Raw genomic sequence first — 22,734 nt, forward strand, 5'->3', positions numbered from 1 at the left:
GCTTATTGCTTAAAGCTTATAGCAGGTTTACCTAATAAATCCTACTCCTGCTGTTGTGTTTGTTGCTGTATCAATTAAGATAAAAGCTCCGTTTGATTTGTTTTCGTTGTATGAATCAAAATATAACGGTTTGCTTAATTTGATCGTAACTTCTCCAATTTCGTTGATTGCCAATTGTGAAGCTTCTGTCGTTCCTGAGTAATCTGTAGCAATAGTATTTTTAATGCTTTCTACTTTTGCTAAAACTCTGTTGGTATTATGTTGTACCAAATATTTAGTTCCTGCAACCAGTTTTTTACTGTCCATCCAGCAAACTGTTGTGGTAATGTCTTTTTCAATTTTTGGAAGCTCGCTTGATTTTACAATCATATCGCCTCTTGTTACATTGATATCATTTTCTAATTCGATTGTTATTGAAGAACCTGCAGTAGCTTCATCAAATGTTTTATCGAAAAAGTGAATTTTAGTAACTGTTGATTCTGTTAAAGAAGGAAGAACTGTTACAGCATCTCCCACTTTAATTGAGTTTCCATATAATTTTCCTGCGTAGCCTCTAAAATCGTGGTATTCTTCTGTTTTTGGACGAATAACCGTCTGAACTGGGAAACGCGCTTTTCCTGCTTCATAAACATCATGAGAATGCAATCCTTCTAAATGTTCTAAAACAGTTTGTCCTTCGTACCAAGACATATTCTCTGATTTGTCCACAACATTTCCACCGTTGATAGCACTTAATGGAATGTAACTTACGTTCTGTTCTTTGAAAGTACTTTTTGCATTTAAAGCCTCAAAATCAGCTTTGATTTTATTGAAAACTTCTTCTGAATAATCTACCAAATCCATTTTATTGATGGCAACGATTACTTCTTTTACTCTCAATAAGTTATTAATGAAAAAGTGACGGTATGTTTGCTCGATAACTCCTTTTCTGGCATCAATCAAAATGATAGAAACCTGAGAAGTCGAAGCTCCTGTAACCATGTTTCTTGTATATTCTACGTGACCCGGAGTATCGGCAATAATGTAACTTTTCTTTGCAGTCGAAAAATAAATATGCGCAACGTCAATCGTGATTCCTTGCTCTCTTTCTGCTACCAATCCGTCAGTTGCCAAAGAAAAATCAAGATAATCGTATCCTTTTTGTTTACTGCTTTTTTCGATTGCTTCTATTTTATCAGTCGTCAACGATTTTGTATCGTACAATAATCTCCCGATCAAAGTACTTTTTCCGTCATCTACACTTCCTGCTGTTGCTATTTTTAAAACGTCCATTCTGTAATATTTTGTTTCAGGTTTAAAGTTTCAGGTTTCATGTTCTCTCGAAACTTTTAAATCTGTATGTTTTTGTTTTTTTGATTCTTCTTACTTCTAACTTTTAACTTCTTACCAAAAATTAAAAGTACCCCTGTTGTTTTCTTTTTTCCATTGCAGCTTCAGAACGTTTGTCATCAATTCTGGCTCCTCTTTCTGAAATTGTTGATGATCTGATTTCTCCAACTACTTCTTCGATTGTTGCTGCATAAGATTCAACAGCTGCTGTACAGCTCATATCTCCAACGGTTCTGAAGCGAACAATTCTTTCTTCGATTTGTTCGTCTTCTTCTTGGTACACAAAAGGAGAATGCGACCAGATTAAACCGTCTCTCAAAAAAACTTTTCTTTTATGTGAGAAATAGATTGACGGAATCTCGATTTTTTCTTTCTCGATATAACTCCAAACATCTAATTCTGTCCAGTTTGAAATTGGGAAAACACGAACGTTTTGTCCATTTTCAATTTTTCCATTTAATATATCAAACAACTCAGGTCTCTGATTTTTTTCGTCCCATTGTCCGAAGTCATCACGAACAGAGAAAATACGTTCTTTCGCTCTTGCTTTTTCTTCATCACGACGCGCTCCGCCAATACAAGCATCAAACTTAAATTCTTCAATTGCATCTAAAAGTGTTGTTGTTTGCAAACTATTTCTACTTGAGTATTTTCCAGTTTCTTCAACTACTTTTCCTTCATCAATAGCATCCTGAACATTACGAACGATAAGCTCTAAACCTAATTCTTCTACCAATTTATCTCTGAAAGCAATCGTTTCAGGAAAATTGTGTCCCGTATCAACGTGCAAAAGAGGAAACGGAATCTTAGCAGGGAAAAATGCTTTTTGTGCCAAACGCACTAATGTAATAGAATCTTTTCCTCCTGAGAAAAGTAAAACCGGTTTGTCAAACTGTGAAATTACTTCTCTGAAAATGTATATCGCTTCACTCTCTAAAGCGTTTGTTTTTAATACTGAACTCATTGTTTTTTTGTTTGATATTTTGTGAGTTTCAAGTTTTAGATTTCAAGTTGTATCATCTAAAAATCTCCACTCTTTATTCTATAATCTATATTCTATTCTCTGCAGAAGTCTTGCTTCTTTCTTCTTGTCTCTAAAAAGTCTTTATCTACTCTTTTTTCGCACTATGAAGCCCACACTCTTTATGGCTCGATTCCCACCACCATCTTCCAGCTCTGATGTCTTCACCTGGAAAAATTGCTCTGGTACAAGGCGCGCAGCCAATGCTTACAAAACCTTGTTTGTGTAAAGCATTTTGAGGAACATTGTTTTCAGATAAATACGTTTCAACTTCTTCTAAAGTCCATTTTAATAACGGATTGAATTTTATGATTTCGAAGTTTCCGTCGTATTCAAACAAGTTTAAATCTTGTCTGTTTTCTGATTGTTCCGCTCTTAAACCCGTAATCCAAACTGAATTTCCTGCTAAAGCTTTTCTCAACGGAACTACTTTTCGAATAAAACAGCATTCTTTTCTGTTTTCAACTGAATCGTAAAAGCTATTTGGCCCTTTTGTTTTCAGAAGATTTTCTACTGAAGCTGCTTCTGGAAAATAAACTTCAATAGGTCTTTTATACTTTTTTAATGTTTTGTGAAAAACATCATACGTTTCCTGAAATAATCTTCCTGTATCTAAAGTAAAAACGGTAATATCAGTATTGCTTTTTGCAATGAAATCTGTAATTACCTGATCTTCCTGACCAAAAGAAGTTGAGAAAATTACTTTTCCCGGAAATTCTTTTGCTAAAAAAACTAAGGTTTCGTCAAGCGAAAGAGCTGCAGTTTTTTCTAATAATTCTTGTACAATACTCGCACTCATAAATCTCTCCTTTCTAAAATTATCTTTTACAATAATTTAGATAATGTTTTTAAACTCAATATTATAATTAGAATCCCAACAGCAATCATCATTGGTTTTCTTTTAATTCTTGTTACTAAAAATGCTGCAATTGGTGCCGCAATAACTCCTCCGGCAATTAATCCGATAATAACCTGCCAGCCGTGAATACCTCCAAAAAGCATGAATGTGATTCCGCTTGCAAATGAAATTGCAAACTCAGCAGCGTTAACAGAACCAATTGTATATTTAGGATTTCTTCCTCTTCCTAATAATGTTGAAGTTACGATTGGCCCCCAGCCTCCACCACCAACTGAATCCATAAAACCTCCAAATACAGCTAAAACACCCAATTTTTTAGTTTTCTTTTTTTCAACATTTTTCTTCAATGCTTTTTTGATGATAATCGCAGCCAAAACAATCATGTAAACTGCAATAAAAGGCTTAATAACATCACCGTCAATTACATCAGACAATAAATAAGCACCAGTTATAGAACCTAAAACGCCTGGAATCAATAAATGCTTTACCAATTTTTTATTGATGTTCCCAAAACGATGATGAGACAGTGCCGACGCCCCCGTTGTAAACATTTCTGAAACGTGAACTGCTGTACTGCTCACAACTGGCGGAACTCCATAGGCTAATAAAAAAGACGTTGAAGTGGCTCCGTACCCCATCCCTAAAGCACCATCTACTAATTGAGCAAAAACGCCAATTAAAAAGAATGCTAAAAGATTTTCATCAAAACCTTGTATTAAACCATCCCAAGAAAATTCAGCGTGATGATTATATATTAGTGTAGCTACCAAACCTAACAACAAAACTACAGGTATCACAACCCATAAATTTTCCTTTGATAAAGCATTAGACTTTACCGCTGTGTTGTTTAACTTAAGTTCATTTTCCATGTTTTAAGAATTTGTTTTTGTTCTTAAAAATCTATTACCCTATCGGCTTAGTAGATTACTTTGCAAATGTACTACATATTTCGAAATATCAAAACAATATATTTACTTTTTTACAACAGCTATTCTGCTCTAAACCAATATAGAAGATATTTTAAAGAACGATTAGTAAATTAATTTAACAAATTATGTACTGCTCCTTAAAATCTTAACAGCACACCCTAATTTTGTGATTTGTAAAAATACACATTTAATCTCTACCAAATCTATAGGATAATTGTAAAAATGTTACTATTTTAGCGCCAAATTTTTTTTATGGATTTTCAGATTGGTCTTGTCATTGCGGGTTTAGTAGTTGGGTTTATTGTTGGATTAACTGGTGTAGGAGGCGGTTCTTTGATGACGCCTATTTTATTATACTTTAATATTCCGCCTACAACAGCAGTTGGAACCGATTTACTTTATGCCGCATTTACTAAAGCCGGAGGAATTTTTGTACATAACAAAAAAGGCAATATCAACTGGAAAATTACAGGTTGGCTTACTTTAGGAAGTGTTCCTGCCGCTTTGATAACTTTATGGATACTTCACAGTATTAAAACAGATATCGAAACTATAAATCGTGTTATCAAACAAAGCTTAGGCTGGGCATTATTATTTACTTCTGTCGCTATTATCTTCAAACAGAAATTAATGAAGTTTTCACAGAAACACGCCGGCGATAAATTTCATAGCGAAAGCACTACTCAAAATGCTTTAACCATTGGGATCGGTATATTGCTCGGCGCAACAGTAACTTTGACATCTATTGGAGCTGGAGCATTAGGAACTGTAACTTTATTTTTTCTATACCCATTACTGCCAACACCTCGTTTGGTTGGAACTGAAATTGCACATGCTGTCCCTTTGACTTTAGTTGCTGGAATCGGTCATGCTTCTATGGGAAATTTAGATTTAGGATTATTAGGCCAATTACTAATGGGATCGCTTCCAGGAATCTACATGGGAAGCATGTTAAGCGGAAAAGTGCCGGATCAGCTTCTTAGAAATGCTATTGCAGTAATGCTTTTCCTTGCTGGATATAAATTGATATTTTAGCATTCAAACAAAACATATATAAACAGAAAGACCAATTCAAAAATAATGAATTGGTCTTTTTTATTTGGTTTAAAGCATTTCTAAAAAGCAATATCTGCCAAAGAATTACTTTCTAATATTTTAAGTGTATTATCTCTAACCTCTGTCATTAAACGTCTTGCTGCACAGGTTGATTCATCGTCGCAATCATCACATCTTTCGTAGAAATTATGACTTGCACAAGGCAATAAGGCAATAGGTCCTTCAAGAATTCGATATACTTTAGCCATACTAATATCTTTTGGATCTTTGATTAAATAATAACCGCCACCTTTTCCTTTTTTTGCACCAAGAAAACCCGAGTTTCTTAACAGCAGTAAAATACTTTCTAAAAATTTTATCGAAATATGTTCGCTTTTCGCAATTTCGGCAATCTGAACTGGTTCGTTATTTTCGCGTCTTGCTAAATAAGTCAAAGCTTTGATTCCGTATTTTGTCTTTTTTGAAAGCATCTTTATGTTTTAGATTTCAGCTTTTCAAGAGTTAACTGATTGCTGTAAATTATTAAACAACAAAAATATGCTTTTTGTTCGAACTATCACAAAGAATAAAGTTAAATTCTACTAAATCTATCAAATTACTTCCTTTGGCTCATTTCAAACACACAAAAATAGGCTTTTTATATAAACCAAAAAAAAGACGATTTTCAATAGCAAAACGTACTATCAAAAATCGTCTTTATATATTAGAAATTGAAAATCTAAAATCTTAAGTCTAAAATCTAAAATTAAGAAAGTGCTTGTTTCAAATCTGCAATTACATCTTCAACCGTTTCCAAACCAACAGAAACACGAACTAAACCTTGCGTGATTCCAACTGCTAATTGATCTTCTTCAGATAATTTACTGTGTGTTGTTGAAGCCGGATGCGTAACAATTGTTCTTGTATCTCCAATATTAGCAGATAATGAGCAAAGTTGAATTGAGTTCAAGAATTTTCTTCCTGCTTCGATACCACCTTTAATTTCAAATGCAATAATGTTTCCACCTGCTTTCATTTGCTTTTTAGCAATTTCATACTGTGGATGCGATTTCAAGAACGGATATTTTACGCTGTTTACATTCGGATGACTTTCTAAAAACTCAGCTACTTTTAAAGCATTTTCGCAATGTCTGTCTACACGAACCGCTAAAGTTTCTAAACTTTTTGAAAGAACCCAAGCGTTAAACGGCGATAAAGCTGGACCTGTGTTTCTAGAAAACAAATAAATCTGTCTGATTAATTCTGCATCTCCAACTGTTACTCCACCTAAAACACGACCTTGTCCATCAATTAATTTAGTTGCTGAATGGATTACCAAATGCGCTCCAAATTTAATTGGTTGCTGTAAATAAGGCGTTGCAAAACAGTTGTCAATTATTAAAATCAAGTTGTGCTTTTTAGCAATATTCCCTAACAATTCTAAGTCAATTACATCAACTCCAGGGTTTGTTGGAGATTCGGCGTATAAAATTTTTGTGTTTGGTTTAATGAAACTTTCGATTGTTTCTGGTTTATTGATTTCGAAATAAGAAGTTTCGATATTCCATTTCGGAAAATAAGTCATAAACAAGGCGTGAGTCGAACCAAAAACACTGCTCGCAGAAACAATATGATCTCCAGAATTCAATAACGCAGCAAAAGTAGAATATACTGCTGCCATTCCTGTTGCGAAAGCATAACCTGAATCGGCACCTTCCATTTTGCAGATCTTGTCTACAAACTCCGAAGTGTTTGGATTGCTGAAACGGCTGTAAATATTTCTTTCTTTTTCTTCTGTGAAAGAAGCTCTCATATCTTCAGCATCTTCAAAAACGAAGCTTGATGAAAGGTACAAAGGCACCGAATGTTCTAAATATTGAGATCTTTCTAATTGTGTTCTGATGGCTTGTGTTTCAAAACCAAATTCTTCTGTATTCATTGTGTGTTGTTTTTTTGTTTTTTTGTTTGCTTCGCCAGTTCGGCTTCCAGCCTCGTGTCAAGTCTCAGGTTTCAAGTTTTAAAAACTGAAATCTAAACCAAAAACAAGTCAATTATTTATGCGCAATCTGAGCATTTTCTAATTATCTAATTGATTAATTATCTAATTGATTAATTATCTAATTTATAAAGCTTCGTTGTTCAAGACAACTTTGTATCTAATTGTCGCTGTTGGCTCAACTGTTTTGGCAACTGAACAATATTTCTCAAAAGAAAGCTGTGCTGCTTTTTTTGCTTTATCAGGATTGATTTCTCCTTCTAAATAAAAAACCACATCGATTTCCTTGAAAGGTTTTGCTTCTTCTATTTGAACTCTAGTTCCTTCAACCTCAGCATTGAAAGAAGTGATTTCCTGACGCTGTTTCTTTAAAATTGAAATCATATCAATAGCGCTGCATCCTGCAACTCCCATTAATACTAATTCCATTGGACTTGCACCTAAATCACTTCCGCCAAATTCGGCTCTGCTATCAACGTCAACTACGTGTCCGCGTTCATTTTTTACTTTAAAATGAAATGCGTCATTTACTCTGTTTAAAGTTACTTTCATTGTGTTGTTATTTTTTTTGTTTTTTAATTCAAATCTAAAATCTACAGTCTAAAATCTGCAATCTAAAATCAATTACCCTTTGTCAGATAATCTCAAAATATCTCCAAAAACTCCTCTTGCCGTTACCGCAGAACCTGCACCAGCTCCCTGAATAACGATTGGACGATCTCCGTAAGATTCTGTATAAATTTCGAAGAAAGAATCAGAACCTTTTAATCCACCTAATGCAGTATCTTTTGGCACTGAAACTAATTTAACTTCTAAATTTCCTTTATCATTCTGCAAATCTCCAGACAATTCACCAATATATCTCAATACGTGATTTGGCTGTTGCTCAGCTTTTATTTTAGCATAAATTGGGTCGAATTCTTTTAATTTCGTCAAGAAATCGACAGCGCTTCCTTCACGTAAGTGCTCTGGAATTAGGTTTTGAATTGAAATCTCTTCAAACTCATTTTGTAAATCTAATTCTCTAGCTAAAATTAATAATTTTCTGCCAACGTCATTTCCACATAAATCTTCACGTGGATCTGGTTCTGTATATCCATTATCAATCGCTTCTTGCAAGATTTCGCTGAACGGCGCATCTTTCGCAGAGAAATTATTAAATAAATAACTCAATGTTCCAGAGAAAACTCCTTTAATTTTAGTGATATTTTCTCCTGAAAGATGCAATAATTTAATGGTATCAATTAACGGTAAACCTGCACCAACATTGGTTTCGTATAAATAGTTCTTTTGGTTTTCTGCCAAAGCTTTTCTCAATTCTTTATAGAAACCATAAGTCAATGTATTGGCCACTTTGTTAGAAGAAATCAAATCAAAACTGCTTTCTACAAGCGGAATATAATTCTCAACGAAAGTCGCACTTGCAGTATTATCAATTGCAATTAAGTTTTCTAAATGGTGTTCGTTTGCGTAAGCAATAATATCTTTAATCGTGTAAGTTTCTCCTTTTGTCTGAATATCGTTTTTCCAGTCATTTGTAACTCCATATTTGTTCAAAAGCAATTTTTTAGAATTCGCTATAGCGAAAACATTCAGTTTAATGTCTTTACGCTTCTCAATTGCTGCAGCCGATTCTAAAATCTGATTGATTAAAGTTCCACCAACTAATCCGTGACCAAAAATCGCAATATTGATTTTCTTCGAAACTCCAAAAATTTCTCCGTGAATTACGTTAAGCGCTTTGTTTAATTCCTCTTTTTTAACAACCAAACTCACGTTTTTACCTGTTACAGTGTTGTTAAACAAAATCGGAACAATTTTATTTTTGATTAAAGCAGTATATGGTTTATGGAAAGTGCTCAAATCCTGTCCGATAATCGAAATTACAGATACATTGTCTGTAACCGTAATCTGATTTACGTCTTTAGAATAAAAATCATTTTCAAATTCTTTCTCTAATTCAACCATTGCAAGAGTTGCTTTATCAGTTGCTACAACAAGACCAATTCCTCTTTCTGAAGAACCTTGAGAAATGATACTCACACTAATATTGTGATCTCCCATTACTTTAAAAATTCGAGCATCAACTCCTGCTTTTCCAAGTAATCCGCGTCCTTCAAGATTTACAAGAGAAACATTTTCTAAAACAGAAAGCGTTTTAATTCCTTCTTTAGAAGAATCAGATGTAATTAAAGTTCCGCGGTTTTCGTGGTTGAAAGTATTTAAAATACGTAAAGGAATATTCTTTTCTAACAAAGGAATAATTGTCTTAGCATGAAGAATTGTAGCTCCAAAATTTGCAAGCTCATTTGCTTCATTAAACGATAAATATTCGATTTTTTTAGCATCTGCAACCAAATCTGGGTTTGCTGTGTAGATTCCGTCTACGTGCGTGAAGTTTTGTAATTCTTCTGCATTTAAGTAATTTGCGATTAACGAAGCGGTATAGTTACTGCCATTTCTACCTAAAGTAGTTGTGTCGTTGTTGTTATTAGATCCAATGAAACCTGTAACTATATTAACCGTTTCTCCGTTATGTTCTTTAAAATAATTTACTACGTTTTTCTTTGAAAGCTGTTCTAATGGCTGTGCATCGCCAAATTTTGAATCGGTTTTCAACAAATCTCTCGTATCTACAAAATTGGCAGGAATTCCTTTTTCCAATAAAATAGCCGTCAATAATTTAGCCGAAAGCAATTCTCCTTTTGACAAAATCTGATCTTTGATTTTTTTGCTGTAATCACCAATTAAGCTTACACCTTCAAAAAGTTTGTCTAAGACATTAAACTCTTCAGACAAATCAACTTGTGGGTAATCTGATATTTGATATTTTTTAAAATTCTCTAATAATTCTTTGTAACTGCCGTTTTTAGCAGCAATGCTTAAGATAAATTCCAATTCGTCTGTAGCATTTCCTCGTGCAGAAACTACAACGGCAATTTTTTCACCTTGATTTACTTTATCTGAAATGATTGAAACAACTTTGTTAAGTCCTTCTCCGTTTGCTAACGATTTACCTCCAAATTTTAATACTTTCATTTTATTTCTTTATTGTTTCTGCCTTAAAAATGTCGGCAAGTAAATGATCTAATTGTTTGTACTCGATTAAAAAAGCGTCATGTCCGTGAACCGAATCAATTTCGCTATAGAAAACATTGTCTTTAAACTTCTTCAATTCTTCGTAGGTTTCTACATTTTCTTTTGCTGTAAAAAACAAATCTGAATTGATTCCGACAATATGAATTGAAGCTTTTGTTTTAGCCATTAAGTTTTCAAAACTTTCACTATTTCTAGTAATATCAATTGTTTTAAGCAACTGATTCATTAATTTATAAGAAGACAACTGAAATCTTTTCTGCAATTTTTTCCCGTGATGTGCCAGCCAGCTTTCGATATTAAAAATCAAAAGATCTTGATTGATCGTACGCTGGAATTTCTCTTTGAATGATTCTGGCGAACGGTAACAAAGCATGGCATGAATTCTAGCATCTTCGATTGGTTTCGAAGAATTATTGAGAATTTGCTCTTGTAAAAAGCAATTTGCAATAAGCCAATCCGTCGATTTCCAATCGCTTGCAATCGGAATAAGGTTTTCTGTAATGTTTGGTGCTAATGCCAAGATTTCCCACGCAATTCCGCCTCCGACAGAACCTCCAATAACAGCAAAAAGCTTTTCAATTTGTAAGGCTTTAATTCCTTCAATAAAGATTCTTGCAATGTCTCTTGCTGTAAAATCTAAATAGTTATCGATTAAGAAAGAGTTGCTTCCGTTTCCAGGAATATCGAAGGCTAAAACGGTATAAACAGCAGTATCAATGGTTTTACCTTCGCCAATTAAGTCATTCCACCAGCCGTTTTCGCCAGTCACCTGCGAATTTCCAGTTAAAGCATGATTAACCAAAACAATAGGGGCGCTGTGCAAAGGCTGTCCTGCAAGCGTAAAACTTAATGGTATAGAATGATAAGTTGCACCACTTTCTGTGATGAAATCTTGAATTATAATGGGATTTGGTATATTTTCCAATTTCAAATCTATTGTATTATTGACTTGTATATGGAAATATTAGAAAGAAAAACTAGGTTTAACTAGAAAAAATCTTGTTGTTATCTTTCCACGTTTGGCGTGGTAGAATGTAGCACCTTCTTCGTTTTACCGAAGGGTTGCTAAGGCTTCATCGGGTCTAATCCCTCGTCCTTTCTTTATAACATTTCAATATTTGTTTGAACTTAACGAGTGCAAATTAACTACTATTTTCTCTAACAAACAAATTTTATCTAAAAGTGTTTGTTAAATTTCTGAGACTTACTCTAGCAAAAACTATTATACGCAAAAATTTACCGAACAAAAATGCCCAGTAAAATTAAGCAGGTTTTACCCTAGTTTATGATGCTTTTTCTGTTTAGATAAAAAGCGTATCATTTTCTTTTGAATACATCAAAAACAATAAAGAGTTCGGTGCTTTTTTCTCAGCTCCTTTAGCTTCTTCTGTGATTCCAGCCTCAGCTATTCCGAATCTTGGGTGAGCTAATTCGTTTGTTGGTGGCGGATTATTTTTTCTAGTCCTTCTGTTTTTCAAATTTGAAATTTTTTCTGCTAAGTAGTTCAATGTGCTCATGATATTAAGTTTTAGTTAAGTTGCGTTTTATAATCTTTATTTCTCGTTTATCTTTTTGTTAAATCGTTTTCTGGAATAAAAAAACCCTTTTGGATTTTTCAGATACCAAAAGGGTTTAAGTTTTTACACTCACGTATACTTTTAGTATCAACAGACGTATGCGCAAATAAGCGCGACAGTAAACATCTTGTTCATCTGTAAGGATTTATTCATCTGTGATTTATATTGTTTATTTAAATTCTGCATTTGTTGTAAATTAAAAAGCCTCCTAGATATTTCTTAGGAGGCTCTTACTATATTATTATTGTATTCTTACAATTTTTTAAGCAATAGACACCCCAGCCTCGGTCTTAACCGAAATGGCACAAAACATTTTGTTGACTTTTAAGTTCATTTGATTTCTAGTAGTTTTTGGGTATAACAAATATGCAAATATTTTTTTTATTACACAAATTAAATTCAAGAATTTAATTACAAAAATCGTTGAAAATGTGTTTTTTAACGTCAAAAAACATCTTACAAAAACGAAAACGAAATAATAAAGGTAAAAAACTTACAAATTAGACTCGTTTTTCTTAATAATTCCATTTGACAAATCAGTTTATCAAAGAACCTTTTTCTTTTTTTTCTAAAAAATTACAGCCAGACCGCTTCTTTAGTCCTAATTCGCTCCACAATTTTTAGGATATCGGTTATAATTCCTCTCGAAATTGCCTGTTTGCATGGCGGAGCACTCTGAATTACAATTGGAATATCAGCGTAAGATTTGGTATAAATTTCAAAAATAGCATCAGAACCTTTTAATTGTCCAATTGGAGAATCGACTGGCTCCGAAATCAATTTAGCTTCTAAAGTGCCTTTTTCCACATCAAACTCTCCCACATATCGAAGCACATGATTTTCGGCCTGAGTAATTTTGGCAATCTTAAAAGATTTATCAACTGCGTCTTTATTCAGCACTCCATTTTTTTCCAGATGTTCTTCAGTTATAAAGGATTTGATTTTAATGTCTGAAAACTCAAAATCTTTTCCGATTTCTCTGGCTAATATCAAAAGTTTTCTTGCAGTATCATTTCCCGATAAATCTTCTTTAAAATTTGATTTCATTAAACCTAAAAGACTCGCATCTTTTAAAACAGATGAAAATGAAACGTCTTCTGCTGAAAATCTATTAAAGACGTAACTCAGATTATCTGAGAAAACCCCTCGAATCTTTGTGATTTTTTCTCCCGAATAGTACAAATCTCTTAATGTTTGCAAAACAGGAATTCCAGTTTCAACCGATGTTTCATACAAAAACTCCTTGTCATACTTTTTAAGATCTGCTCGTAGTTCTTTATATAAGTCTATCGGAAGCGTGTTGGCTTTTTTGTTTACTGCTACAATATTAAATCCGTTTTTGATTAGCGTATTATAGTGTTTCACCAATTCATCACTCGCTGTTGCATCTACGGCAATTAAGTTTTCAAATTCGTTTTCTTGTGCAAATTCGACAATATCTTCTACTTTAAAAGGAACTGCCAATTGTCTAAAATTGGTTTCCCAAGAATAGCCGACGCCTTCTTTCTCAAAAAAAGCAACCGTCGAATTGGTTATAATAGGAAAATGAAAATCGACATTTTTGCTTTCGAGAAAAAAATCCTGACTTTCAATAATCTGATTAATCAAAGTGCTTCCGATATTTCCAATCCCAAAAAGGATAATGTTTATTTTAAGCTTTGACATAATTTCTAACATTTTAATTTTTTAAAACCATATAAGTGATGTAAGTTCATTTAATCTTTTTTGCATCACAAAGCTAGACACACTACAGTGCTGCGTCTTTACATTACGCTTCTTCTAAAATCCACTTATATTTCTTATATGATTTAATTTATAAAGATGCTTTTCATAAAAAATTACCTTTAGCAAAACCACTCGCTAAAGGCAATTTTTCAAACAAAAAACAAAAAAACCTAATTTTTATTGATGCTGAATTGTGAAAGCGATACGCTCTCAAAAACAGTTTGCAGATCTGCAATTAAATCTTCAATATCTTCAATTCCCACAGATAGACGAATTAAATCTTTAGAAACTCCTGTTTCTATTTGTTCCGCTTCTGTTAATTGCTGATGTGTTGTACTTGCAGGGTGAATAATTAATGATTTTGTGTCACCAATATTTGCAAGTAAAGAGAATAATTTTGTATCATCTACCACTTTTTTGGCTGCATCAAAACCTCCTTTTAATCCGAAAGTGATAATGCCGCTTTGCCCTTCTGGAAGATATTCTTTAGCCAAAGCATTATATTTATTCGTTTTTAAACCTGGATAATTTACCCAAACTACCTCATCTTGTTTTTCTAACCATTCAGCTAGAGCCAAAGCATTTTCACTGTGTTTCTTGATTCGAATTGGAAGCGTTTCTAATCCCTGAATAATCTGAAAAGCATTAAATGGACTCAAAGCAGCACCAAAATCACGCAGTCCTTCAATTCGTGCTTTTGCTATAAAAGCCGCATTTCCTAAAGCTTCATGATATACTAATCCGTGGTATCCTGCAGATGGTTCGGTAAATTCTGGGAATTTTCCGTTTGCCCAATCAAAGTTTCCTGCATCAATGATTACACCTCCTAATGAAGTTCCGTTTCCTGCGATATATTTTGTTAAGGAGTGAATTACAATATCGGCACCATATTTAATTGGGTTTAATAAATAAGGTGTCGCAACTGTATTATCTACTATAAATGGCACTTTGAATGCTTTGGCTTCGGCCGAAATTGCTTTTAAGTCTAGTACGTCTAATTTTGGGTTTCCAAGAGACTCAACAAAGAAAGCCCTTGTGTTTTCTTTTGCCGCTTTGGTAAAGTTTTCAGGCTTTGAAGGATCTACAAATGTGGTTTTAATTCCTAATCTTGGCAAGGTAACTTTTAAAAGATTATAAGTTCCTCCGTATAAACTATTTGATGCAACGATATGATCTCCTGCTTTTAGCAAAGTCAATAAAGTTGTTGAAATTGCAGATGCTCCAGAAGCGGTTACTACAGCTCCAATTCCGCCTTCGAGTGCAGCAAGACGCTGTTCTAAAATGTCATTTGTTGGGTTGTTTAATCTCGTGTAGATAAATCCAGCTTCGGCAAGACCAAATAAATTGGCAGCATGATCTGCGCTATTAAACACATATGATGATGTCTGATAAATTGGCACCGCTCTTGTTCCTGCGTTTTTAGTTACGTCGTGTCCTGCGTGTAATGCGTTTGTTGCAAATTTTTGTGTACTCATGATTTCTTAGTTTTTTAATATTGTTAATGCGTTTATATATTGTAATTGATTTTAATTTTTGAAATTGATTTAAGCTAAAATATCTTCAGCTTCTTCTTCAAGATCATATAAATGAAATAGTAATGATTTTTGTGTTTTTGTCTGCTGCGCAGGATCATATTTCAGCGTTTCAGTCGATGTCTCTTCCGAATTATTATTTCTTAATAAGTATTGAAATGCGATTGTATTTATATCTAGTGTATTCATGATTTAAAATTTAAAATGTTGAAAATAAAAAAGCCCTTTCGGATGGCGACCAAAAGGGCTTATAGTTTAACTATAACAAAGATTGTCTCTTTCACTTTTGGCAACAGCAAATTGGGATGCACATTTGCATCATCTTACAACACATCATATTTCTTTTTGCTATTGTTTTCATTTTGATTTAAAAATTGAATTTGACTATTTTTTTAAATTCTACTAATTCGATAGAGTAAATGTAATAAGTATTTTTATAACGACCAAATTAAAATTGAAATTTTGTATTATTTTTTTAAAGATTTCTTTCAAGCCTTTTGTTTAAAAGACTTGAAAGAAATTATTTTAATTAGAATTTAAAGCTCAAACGGGCAAAACCAAATCTTCCGTTCAGTCCGAATTGAGAAACTGCTCTTGAATAAGCAAACTGATTCGCATTTGTCAAATCCGTACTTGGCGCTGGCGACAAAGTTGGAGTTGTATTTGTAAAAGCTGGAGTTGCAGGGTTATTTCTATCTGGATAAACATCTCCTATATTATTAACTCCAATTGTTGCTCTCAAATGCTCGTTGATCTGATATCCTAAAGACAAATCGGTAACCAATTTTGCGCTGTATTCTGGATGTTCGTACACAGAAGAAAATCCGTCCAGATTAACATCTGTTGCTCCTGGATCTGTAACTTTTCCGAAATAACTGTTTCTTAAATAAATATCTAGTTTTTTAATACTGAAAGTAGTCATCAAATTGGCTTTCAATTTTGGAATCGCTTCTTCTAAATACACTCGACTTGATTCTGGGAAGAAAGAATAAATATAAGGTTCTCCTCCTTCATTTACTATAGATTGCGGAATATGCAAATCTCCTACTCTTTTGGTTTCGTTGAAACTAAATGCAAAATCATTTTTAATGACAAAATCCTGAATTACATCGTATTTCTGAGAAATTACCAAATCAATTCCTTTTGTTTCAGAATCGATTCCGTTTGTCCAGAAAGAAGCTCTTTCTACACCCTTCAAATCAAATGCTTGCTGAAACAAAGTCAACGCCTCTGCCTGTTCTGGCGAAGTTGCAGCACCGATTTGTGCATCTGTAGGTCTAGAATATTGTCCAGACAATACAATTCTGTCGTTGATTCTTGTAAAATAAGCATCAGTTGCAATGGTTATGTTAGCTTCAGGAATTTTGAATGTAAATCCTGTACTGATGCTTTTTGATTTTTCTGGTTTTAAGCTTTCAATTCCAATACTTTTTGCTGCTTGTGAATCGTTGGTAAAATAACCCACTTGGTATGGAGAGCCGTTGATAAACTGGGTAGAGCTTGACTCAAAATATCTTTGCTGCAAAGAAGGCGCTCTAAAACCCGTTTGTCCAGAAATTCTCCAATTGATATTATCATTTAATTTTAAAAGAGAAGCTAGTTTGAAAGTCACTGTATTTCCAAAATCTGAATAATTTTCATAACGCGCAGCTCCATTTATAAGCCATTTTTCAGTGGCATTCAATTCTAAATCAACATAAGTGGCACCACTTTTTCTGTCTTTTTCTTTAGCATCCGAAGGCTGAAATCCTGAAAATCCTTGCGCTCCTGCTCCACGTTTGTTTCCGAAGAAGTCAGTTACAATTAATGGTGAATTGCTTGGCAAGATTCCTGAAACTAAATTTCCGTTGACATCATATAATCCGTAAGAAGCTTCTTCTCCTGCTTTAATTTGGTAATTTTCATATCTGAATTCACCTCCAAAAGCAACGTTCAACCCAGAAAGAACATCCAATTTTTTGCTAAAGTCTAAATTGGTAGTGCTCTGTAAAAACGAAACTTTTCCGGCATCAAAACTAAAAGGAGAATTGGTTCCTAAAGTCGCGTTGATGGAATTATTCACATCATAGTTAAAAGAGTTTGTTCCTAAGTTGGTGCTTAAATCGGTATCAAAGCCAAATAATTGCGTATTTACACCAACTGCTGCAGAAGCATCTAAAATTTTCGATTCAATTTCAGGCAAGAATCCGTTTTGATACACTTGCGTGAAAGTACCAGAACCATTTGGCAATCTATTGAACGCATACGATTTACCTCCTCTATAAGAAACCCCTCCAAATGAATATAAAGAAGTAGTTTCGCTCAAAGGATATTTTGCATTAAAATACAATTGTCCTGTAGCCAATTCAGACTGTCCAACACTCATATTATAATCACTTCTCTGCTGATTTCTGTAAGCTAACTCATTATTAGTCACATCAAAATTTAAAGCCGTTTGCATTTGTGCAATTGTCGATGCTGATGCAATAGCGTTTTGCTGTGCCGTTGTAAAATAACTTACTTGTGGTGCATATTGTTTTAAAGAAGACAAAATCTGAGCTGAATTTGTAGTCGTATTAATATTACTAAATAAAGAGTTGATTTCTACTCCATCTTGCGCAGCTCTATTTTCGACTGCATTGTAGGCATTAAAAATAGCATTGCTTCTAATTCCTGCTCTGCTTGTTGCTTGTCTTGTTACCGCAGTTCCCGTAACATTCAAGAAACTGCCAGGTTTGCCTAATGAAGTTCCGTAGTTTAAATCGATTTGAGCAGTTTGTCCGTCTGCGCCTCCTTCAAAATTGTTTGATCCCGAAGATAGATTCGCTCCATATTGAATTCCTCCTGTCAGATAATTGGCGTTTTTCTTTAAAACAATATTGATAACTCCAGCAATCGCATCAGAACCATATTGTGCGGCAGCTCCATCTCTTAAAACTTCAATTCTTTCGATAGCAAAAGACGGAATCGCATTTAAGTCTGTTCCCACAGATCCTCTTCCTGGCGATCCGTTTATGTTTACTAAAGCACTTGTATGTCTTCTTTTTCCGTTTACTAAAATTAAAACCTGATCTGGCCCTAATCCTCTTAATTGTGCTGGATCAACGTGGTCTGTTGCATCTGCTGTAGATGTTGGATTACTCGTAAATGACGGAGCAACATAATTTAAAATTTGAGTTACGCTGGTTTGCGGTGCTCCTTTTGTTATTTCTGATACGTTAAAAACATCTACCGGAACTGGCACATCTGTTTTAACTCTGTTCTTACTTCTTGATCCAATAATAGTAACTTCAGACAGTTCGTTGTTTTTTAAACTATCCTGCTCTTTTTTGTTGTCTTGAGCATAAAGTCCTGAAAATGTCACAAGACCCAAAACGATTAGTACATTTTTCTTCATTTCTTCTTTACTGATTAATTAGTTTTTTTGGCTTAAAAAAAATCTTACAGGTTTCATTTTTGCAATAAAAAAACCTCTGCGGTTCGGCAGAGGTTCTATTTATATTTTATTGAAAAATAACTACAATAGCGTCTCTGCGGATAACTCCGGCATCTTACAAGACATCATATTGCAAACTGTAAATTTCATTTGTTTCTTTTGTTTTAACGGGGCAAAGTTGCGAACTATTTTTTAATCGACCAAACAAAAAGCAAAATATTTTCTATTACCCTATCAAAATAGTATGCTACTGTTAAATTTCTGTCATAAAAAATAAAAAAAGTTGAACTTTAATTTGCAAATCAAAATGGTTTCATACCTTTGCACCCGAAATAGAGGAAAAATTTGAACTGATTGCAACCTCTTCATAATGAAATGATTTCGTTATGAATGCTGAGAAATTAATTTCAGCAGTAAAAAATGCTAAAGCAGATACTCTCCTTTAGCCCTTTTTAGCAATCATTTCCTCGCTTAAATTTAAAATTAATACATTTTTATTACATTATTATGGCTTATTTATTTACGTCAGAATCTGTTAGTGAAGGGCATCCAGACAAAGTTGCAGATCAAATTTCGGACGCTTTAATTGACAACTTTTTGGCATTTGACGCTGACTCAAAAGTAGCTTGTGAAACATTAGTTACAACTGGTCAGGTTATTTTAGCAGGTGAAGTAAAATCGAATACTTATCTTGATGTTCAGCAAATTGCACGTGAGGTAATCCGTAAAATTGGATATACTAAAAGTGAATATATGTTTGAAGCGAATTCTTGTGGAATTCTTTCAGCTATTCATGAGCAATCTGCAGACATTAACCAAGGTGTTGACAGAGCTAAGCCAGAAGAGCAAGGTGCAGGTGACCAAGGAATGATGTTTGGTTACGCTACAAACGAAACTGAAAACTACATGCCATTGGCATTAGATTTATCTCATAAATTATTACAAGAGTTAGCTATTTTAAGACGTGAAAACAAAGAAATCACGTATTTACGTCCAGATGCTAAATCTCAAGTAACTTTAGAATATAGCGACGATAACAAACCAACTCGTATTGATGCGATTGTTATCTCAACTCAGCATGATGATTTTGATGAAGAAGCTGCAATGTTAGCTAAAATCAAAAAAGATATTATCGAAATCTTGATTCCAAGAATTATCGCTAAAAACCCAGAGCACGCTCATTTATTCAACGATAAAATCAACTACCATATTAACCCAACAGGAAAATTCGTTATTGGAGGTCCTCACGGAGACACTGGTTTAACTGGAAGAAAAATCATTGTTGATACTTACGGTGGAAAAGGTGCTCACGGTGGTGGTGCATTCTCTGGAAAAGATCCAAGTAAAGTAGATAGAAGTGCTGCTTATGCAACTCGTCATATCGCTAAAAACTTAGTTGCTGCTGGTGTTGCTGACGAAATCTTAGTTCAGGTTTCTTACGCAATTGGAGTTGCTGAGCCAATGGGTATCTTCATTGAAACTTACGGAACTTCTAAAGTAAACTTAACTAATGGTGAAATCGCTAAAAAAGTAGAAGCTATCTTCGATATGCGTCCTTACTTTATTGAGCAAAGATTAAAATTAAGAAACCCAATCTATAGCGAAACTGCTGCTTACGGACACATGGGGCGTAAACCAGAAACTGTAACTAAAACTTTCTCTGCTCCAGGCGGAAACGAAAAAACAGTTACTGTTGAGTTGTTTACATGGGAAAAACTTGATTTTGTTGACCAAGTAAAAGCTGCATTTGGATTGTAATTCAGATCTATAGACTAACTTTGATTGTTAGACATTTTAGATTAGCTAAACATAAAAAAGCCGGTTTCTAATTCTAGAAATCGGCTTTTATTTTATACTGATAATTCTTTATTAATACGTTCCGTTACTCATTTTAGTTAAAACTTCTTTCATTTGATTTGCAGTTTCTACATCAATATCACTAGTAATAAATTTTACTGCTAAAACCTGTGTTTCGATAGCTTTTTGTGCCTGCCCATCTTTATAATACAATTGTGCTAAAGTATCTAAATAGTACGGATTATTTTTAGATATCACCAAACTATATTCAGACCATTTAATTGCCTCTTTAATAAAGTTTGAATTCTGTGGTTTTAATACCACTGTCCATGCTGCATTGTTGCAAATATCCGAATGGTAAAGCTTAAACGAACTCCATCCATCATAAGAATAACTTGAGCTAGAATCTAAACCTCCAAAAATAGCGTCTAATTTTTCAATCGGACTTGGTCCTGCTAATGTATTATCAAAATACATATTGAACTCTCTTAAATAAGTTATGTTAGAACCATCTTTTTCTTCAATTTGGCTTAAATAGTAGAAGTAATTTCTATAAACATCAAAATTCCCTTTTCCAGAAGCAATGATTTTCTTATAAATTGAATTGATTTTTTCTTTATTCATTTCTCCAGAAACTCCATCTTGAGAAAGATAAAGATTTTGCTGCAATGCATCTGAAATTTCAGAAACTACATTTCCAATGGCATGAAGTTCTCCTTGTTTACTATTAAAATTAGTACGATTACTTTCAATATCTTCTGAGTGATTTAGTAAATAATCGATAGCCAAGAAATCTGTATCATTTAGAATTCTGTCTGTATTGAAAAGCTGTTTTGTAAATCCTTGATTTTTGATTTCTTTAATAATTGTCTCAGCCAAATACATGTTTATGGCTTTATCTTTTTGATGTGCCTCAATCAATTTTTTCCAAGTTTGAGCTACTTCTTTCTGATCTAGAGCCGTTTTTGTAATTACAAAATCAGTAGAATTAGGATCGTTTACAGAATAATCTGAATCATAATCATAAGATGCTTCTAACAAAGCCGCTTTATTAAAAGCACTAATTAAATCTGCATCTGAAGCTTTTTTGTTCTTTAAAACTTTATCTATAGAAAGGAACGCATTTGCTTTTTGAAGCCTCTTATAAAAATCACCATAGTAGCTAAACTGATATTGCTGCGTTGTTAAATCTGATTTTGCAACAGCAAGCAAATCACCGTTTCCACTTAAAACCAATAGGCTTGGATCATTAGTGATTTTATTATTTTTCAGCCATTTTTTATCATCGGCTCCAGCCAAATAATAATTATAGATGTCATAAAGAGCATTATAAGAATCATACATATTATATCCTGTCTGCGTTTCCTGCTCTTTTACAAAAGCATCAAAACTTTCTTTTGCAGTTTTATTCTTGTTGTCAACTACAACAACTAGAAACTTATTGCTCGCAGTTTTAGTAGATTCTATTGCTTTTTTTAAACTATTTTCGATTTTCAATTTAAAATCATAAGTCGTATACGCTGGTGGCGCAATTGTAGCATCAAGCGGCGCAGCTTCCACTACTGCAGCAGCACTATCTATTACAACTTCAGAACCAAAATCATCATTGATTAAAGTATTTTCTTTTCCTGGATAAGTCCACTTTGGGATAATTTGTGTTTCTACAGGAACTATTGCAGCAACTTTAATTGGTTGCTCCTGTTTTTCGTTGATAAATACCAAAGGATCTTTTCCATATTGATCAGAAATTTTCAATTCTTTCGTTTTTTGATCAAAAGATCCAATAAGATTTAAATCATTTAAAACCGCTAAATCATAATTGATTGTTACTTCTGAAACATCTTTTGGCAATGCATATTTATTTACATCACTTTTTCCGTCATAATCTTCATAAACCAAATAAAGAAAATCGGTTTTATCTATTTCAAACTCTAAATCGGTATTTGTCCATTCAGGATCAACTTTCGATTTTATGTCTGAAAGTTTCTGGTATTGAACAGATTCTGAACCTTTTTGGGTTCCTATATAAAATGAGTAATAAGACGGATTCAAGAATTTAATCTTAACTTTTTTTGCCTTTTTATCTTTAACAAAAGAAAGATCAAATATGTTTACTTTATTATTAGTGCTTTTTAAGAAAACTAGCGAATCGCCTTTAATCTCATAACCTCCCGAGTAAAAAACCAATTCGTATTTATTATCCTCTAATAAATTTAACTTAATCTTCCCCCCTTTGTTTGTAGATAAATAGGTTCCTTTTTCAATGCCATTTGTTTGAGAGAAAGAAACAAACATTCCAGCAAACAAGAGTAAAAAACTCCATGTAAAATTGCGCATGATTACGTTTTTAGTTGTTAATAATATAGCGCAAAGATATTTGATTCTTCATTAAACAAATCACAAAAACCACAATATTAGCA

Annotated in this window: 17 protein-coding genes and 1 riboswitch; of the genes, 2 read left to right on the forward strand and 15 right to left on the reverse strand. The window is 33.5% G+C overall.

Going from position 1 to position 22,734, the window contains the following annotated elements; translation table 11 throughout:
* Positions 1-27: 27 nt before the first annotated feature.
* The 4 genes from JI750_RS02650 to JI750_RS02665 form a co-directional block, all read right to left on the reverse strand.
* Complete coding sequence (locus JI750_RS02650; protein ID WP_201998796.1) at positions 28-1,272, reverse strand: sulfate adenylyltransferase subunit 1; 1,245 nt, start codon at positions 1,270-1,272, stop codon at positions 28-30.
* Between the two features lie 121 nt (positions 1,273-1,393).
* A complete protein-coding gene (cysD, locus tag JI750_RS02655) occupies positions 1,394-2,293 on the reverse strand; it encodes a sulfate adenylyltransferase subunit CysD (RefSeq protein ID WP_008466601.1) in 900 nt (299 codons plus the stop codon).
* Between the two features lie 145 nt (positions 2,294-2,438).
* On the reverse strand, positions 2,439-3,149 hold the full coding sequence (locus JI750_RS02660) for a phosphoadenylyl-sulfate reductase (protein ID WP_201998798.1): 711 nt from the start codon (positions 3,147-3,149) through the stop codon (positions 2,439-2,441).
* Positions 3,150-3,175: 26 nt separating this feature from the next.
* Positions 3,176-4,078, reverse strand: a complete 903-nt coding sequence (locus JI750_RS02665; protein ID WP_201998800.1) for a TSUP family transporter — start codon at positions 4,076-4,078, stop codon at positions 3,176-3,178.
* A 312-nt stretch (positions 4,079-4,390) separates the two neighbouring features.
* Between JI750_RS02665 and JI750_RS02670 the strand changes: the two genes are divergently transcribed.
* Positions 4,391-5,173, forward strand: a complete 783-nt coding sequence (locus tag JI750_RS02670) for a sulfite exporter TauE/SafE family protein (protein WP_201998802.1) — start codon at positions 4,391-4,393, stop codon at positions 5,171-5,173.
* A gap of 80 nt (positions 5,174-5,253) precedes the next feature.
* On the opposite strand, the gene JI750_RS02675 is transcribed toward JI750_RS02670, so the two are convergent.
* The 10 genes from JI750_RS02675 to JI750_RS02720 form a co-directional block, all read right to left on the reverse strand.
* Positions 5,254-5,664, reverse strand: coding sequence for an RrF2 family transcriptional regulator (locus tag JI750_RS02675; RefSeq protein WP_008466594.1), 411 nt, complete (start codon positions 5,662-5,664; stop codon positions 5,254-5,256).
* 275 nt (positions 5,665-5,939) lie between these two features.
* On the reverse strand, positions 5,940-7,112 hold the full coding sequence (locus tag JI750_RS02680) for a trans-sulfuration enzyme family protein (protein WP_177211087.1): 1,173 nt from the start codon (positions 7,110-7,112) through the stop codon (positions 5,940-5,942).
* 183 nt (positions 7,113-7,295) lie between these two features.
* Positions 7,296-7,721 (reverse strand): OsmC family protein, encoded by a 426-nt coding sequence (locus JI750_RS02685; RefSeq protein ID WP_201998804.1) that lies wholly within the window; start codon positions 7,719-7,721, stop codon positions 7,296-7,298.
* A gap of 72 nt (positions 7,722-7,793) precedes the next feature.
* Positions 7,794-10,208, reverse strand: a complete 2,415-nt coding sequence (gene thrA / locus JI750_RS02690) for a bifunctional aspartate kinase/homoserine dehydrogenase I (RefSeq protein WP_201998806.1) — start codon at positions 10,206-10,208, stop codon at positions 7,794-7,796.
* A gap of 1 nt (position 10,209) precedes the next feature.
* Entirely contained in the window at positions 10,210-11,193 is a 984-nt protein-coding gene (locus JI750_RS02695) for an alpha/beta fold hydrolase (protein ID WP_236672959.1), read from the reverse strand.
* Between the two features lie 77 nt (positions 11,194-11,270).
* A riboswitch (SAM riboswitch) is annotated at positions 11,271-11,378 on the reverse strand.
* Positions 11,379-11,569: 191 nt separating this feature from the next.
* On the reverse strand, positions 11,570-11,785 hold the full coding sequence (locus JI750_RS02700) for a hypothetical protein (RefSeq protein ID WP_201998809.1): 216 nt from the start codon (positions 11,783-11,785) through the stop codon (positions 11,570-11,572).
* 636 nt (positions 11,786-12,421) lie between these two features.
* Complete coding sequence (locus JI750_RS02705) at positions 12,422-13,510, reverse strand: homoserine dehydrogenase family protein (RefSeq protein ID WP_201998810.1); 1,089 nt, start codon at positions 13,508-13,510, stop codon at positions 12,422-12,424.
* 230 nt (positions 13,511-13,740) lie between these two features.
* The gene (locus tag JI750_RS02710; RefSeq protein ID WP_201998811.1) at positions 13,741-15,045 is read right to left on the reverse strand and encodes an O-acetylhomoserine aminocarboxypropyltransferase/cysteine synthase family protein; all 1,305 of its coding nucleotides are present in this window, start codon (positions 15,043-15,045) and stop codon (positions 13,741-13,743) included.
* A 69-nt stretch (positions 15,046-15,114) separates the two neighbouring features.
* Complete coding sequence (locus tag JI750_RS02715) at positions 15,115-15,291, reverse strand: hypothetical protein (RefSeq protein WP_177211093.1); 177 nt, start codon at positions 15,289-15,291, stop codon at positions 15,115-15,117.
* A gap of 340 nt (positions 15,292-15,631) precedes the next feature.
* The gene (locus JI750_RS02720) at positions 15,632-18,478 is read right to left on the reverse strand and encodes a TonB-dependent receptor plug domain-containing protein (protein WP_201998812.1); all 2,847 of its coding nucleotides are present in this window, start codon (positions 18,476-18,478) and stop codon (positions 15,632-15,634) included.
* Between the two features lie 546 nt (positions 18,479-19,024).
* Here JI750_RS02720 and metK point away from each other — a divergent pair.
* Entirely contained in the window at positions 19,025-20,275 is a 1,251-nt protein-coding gene (metK, locus tag JI750_RS02725) for a methionine adenosyltransferase (RefSeq protein WP_111367782.1), read from the forward strand.
* A gap of 111 nt (positions 20,276-20,386) precedes the next feature.
* Here the strand turns inward: metK and JI750_RS02730 are convergent, their stop codons facing one another.
* Positions 20,387-22,651, reverse strand: a complete 2,265-nt coding sequence (locus JI750_RS02730; RefSeq protein ID WP_201998814.1) for a hypothetical protein — start codon at positions 22,649-22,651, stop codon at positions 20,387-20,389.
* Positions 22,652-22,734: the final 83 nt, after the last annotated feature.

This window comes from Flavobacterium tagetis (assembly GCF_016735615.1).
GTDB lineage: Bacteria > Bacteroidota > Bacteroidia > Flavobacteriales > Flavobacteriaceae > Flavobacterium > Flavobacterium tagetis.